Raw genomic sequence first — 1,828 nt, 5'->3', positions numbered from 1 at the left:
TTCTTTCAAAGAAGTGCAAAAGCCACTAGAAGACTTTAATCATATTGCCTGGTTCCCTATTGACGAGGCTATTAAAAACCTCAAACGTGGTAGCCATAAATGGGCTATTGAATCTTGGAAAAAACAGCATAAGATTGACTAAATCAAGCTACTTTATTTAAAAAGTGCTATAATAGAATTAGAAAATCGGAGGAAATGTTATGAAGCTAATCAATACGACAAACTCACACTCGCAACTTGTTAAAAGCCAGCTAGAAAGTACAGATGCAACCCTTGTTGAGGTCTATTCTGCTGGGAATACCGATGTTATTTTTACCCAAGCTCCGCTTCACTATGAAATCCTCATCTCAAACAAACACCGCGCTATTCGTGAACCTGAAATCGAAGCTATTCAAGAATTTTTCTTGAAACGTAAAATTGATAAGGACTCTATTGATGAGGCCAATATCAAAACCCTCTATTCAGAAAAATTAATTGGAATTTCAATTCCGACCAAATAAAATCTTGGAGAGATTTGAAAGCTATTGAACCTTATAGCACAGAGTTGGGTTCTAACTTGCTTTTTAAATCATCTCCAATTTTTTATCTTGAAATCCTATCATTCATGGTTTTATGGCTAACAAAGGAGACAAGCATGGGAGACATGATATATCGAGAGGCAAGACTTGAAGAATACGAAAAAATTGGAAAACTATTAGCTAATTCCTTTCTTGACTATCCTTTTTTAACGATTATAACTGACGATTTGAAGAAACCTGACTCCTATCCTGCTTTTGTAGAAACATTGCAAATTCTGCTTACTAGAGTCTATATTAAGAAGGGAAACTGTTTAATTGCGGAACAAGATGGAGAATTACTAGCAGTCGCCCTTTTGCAACAAAAAGATTTCTGTATACTATCCTATCTACGAAATGGTGGGACAAACATTTTTCGCTACATTCGACCACAAAATCTTTTTAAATACTTTGACTTTGTAAAACGTTCCAAAAAGCATTTAGAAAAATCTGGAGAGTTTGATTGGTATTTGATGGCCTTAGCTGTCAATGTATCAAATAAAGGGCTGGGAATAGGCAGTACATTTTTGAAACAAGGCATTGAACCCTATGTCAAATCAAAAGGCTGTAAACACTTGGGACTCATAACTAGTACAGCTAGAAATGTCTCATTCTACGAAAAAAACGATTATGTATTACTGGACCATATGGACTTAGAATACGGATCAAAATCAATTGGCAACTGGGCATTTTTAAAAACAATGAATAAATAAAAAAGATTTGGTTCTGCTTCTCACAGAACCAAATCTTTTTTATTATGTTAGAAACGAATCGTCTCACGTGTTTTTTCGTATGAAGTGACAAAACGGTTGGTTACACCTGGTTCTGCAACTTCCAAAGCTTGCGAAATCTTATCAAATGAAGCATGATAATCAAATTCTTTTTCAAAAATTTCTAATGATTCATTAAAGGCTTCTTGAATTCGTTCATCAAATGAGCGGTAACGGTTCGAATACTGTAGCAATTGTTCTGTCAACGTTGCATATTGAACAATATTATAGGTTTCTTCTTCAAGTGCTTCTATATCATTTGTTGCAATTTCAAGCATCCGGTTCACAGCTTCTATATTGACCCGAGCTTCTTCTAGTTCAGCCATCAACTCTTCAGTATGGTTACTTGCTGTAAAGAACAACTGTAAGAAATTCTGAGGAATACCTGGAAGATTGCGTTTTTCCATATATCTCTTAATTGTGTGAAGACGATTAACATAAACATTTGCCTTCTGGCGAGCATTGATATCATCTTTTTCAATCTGAGCAAGACGTTGACTAACC

Annotated in this window: 3 protein-coding genes and 1 pseudogene; 3 read left to right on the top strand and 1 reads right to left on the bottom strand. The window is 35.1% G+C overall.

The features are described from left to right. From ACLNCN_RS04560 to ACLNCN_RS04550, 3 genes and pseudogenes are all read left to right on the top strand, one after another. A pseudogene (locus ACLNCN_RS04560) lies at nt 1–142 on the top strand (NUDIX hydrolase); the annotation flags it as partial. Nucleotides 143–200: 58 nt separating this feature from the next. Continuing rightward, nucleotides 201–500 (top strand): DUF1827 family protein, encoded by a 300-nt coding sequence (locus ACLNCN_RS04555; protein WP_000767189.1) that lies wholly within the window; start codon nt 201–203, stop codon nt 498–500. A 134-nt stretch (nt 501–634) separates the two neighbouring features. After that, entirely contained in the window at nt 635–1,267 is a 633-nt protein-coding gene (locus tag ACLNCN_RS04550; protein WP_153198793.1) for a GNAT family N-acetyltransferase, read from the top strand. A 47-nt stretch (nt 1,268–1,314) separates the two neighbouring features. On the opposite strand, the gene ACLNCN_RS04545 is transcribed toward ACLNCN_RS04550, so the two are convergent. After that, on the bottom strand, nt 1,315–1,828 hold a 514-nt coding region (locus tag ACLNCN_RS04545), incomplete at its 5' end, for a septation ring formation regulator EzrA (RefSeq protein WP_424844721.1).

It is taken from the genome of Streptococcus sp. CL8.13 (genome assembly GCF_049737895.1).
This window is presented reverse-complemented; position numbering and strand designations above follow the sequence as displayed.

Excerpts from the sequence above, each read along its gene's own strand:
- ACLNCN_RS04550 (WP_153198793.1), top strand. The coding sequence starts at position 635 with ATGGGAGACATGATATATCGAGAGGCAAGACTTGAAGAATACGAAAAA.
- ACLNCN_RS04555 (WP_000767189.1), top strand. The coding sequence starts at position 201 with ATGAAGCTAATCAATACGACAAACTCACACTCGCAACTTGTTAAAAGC.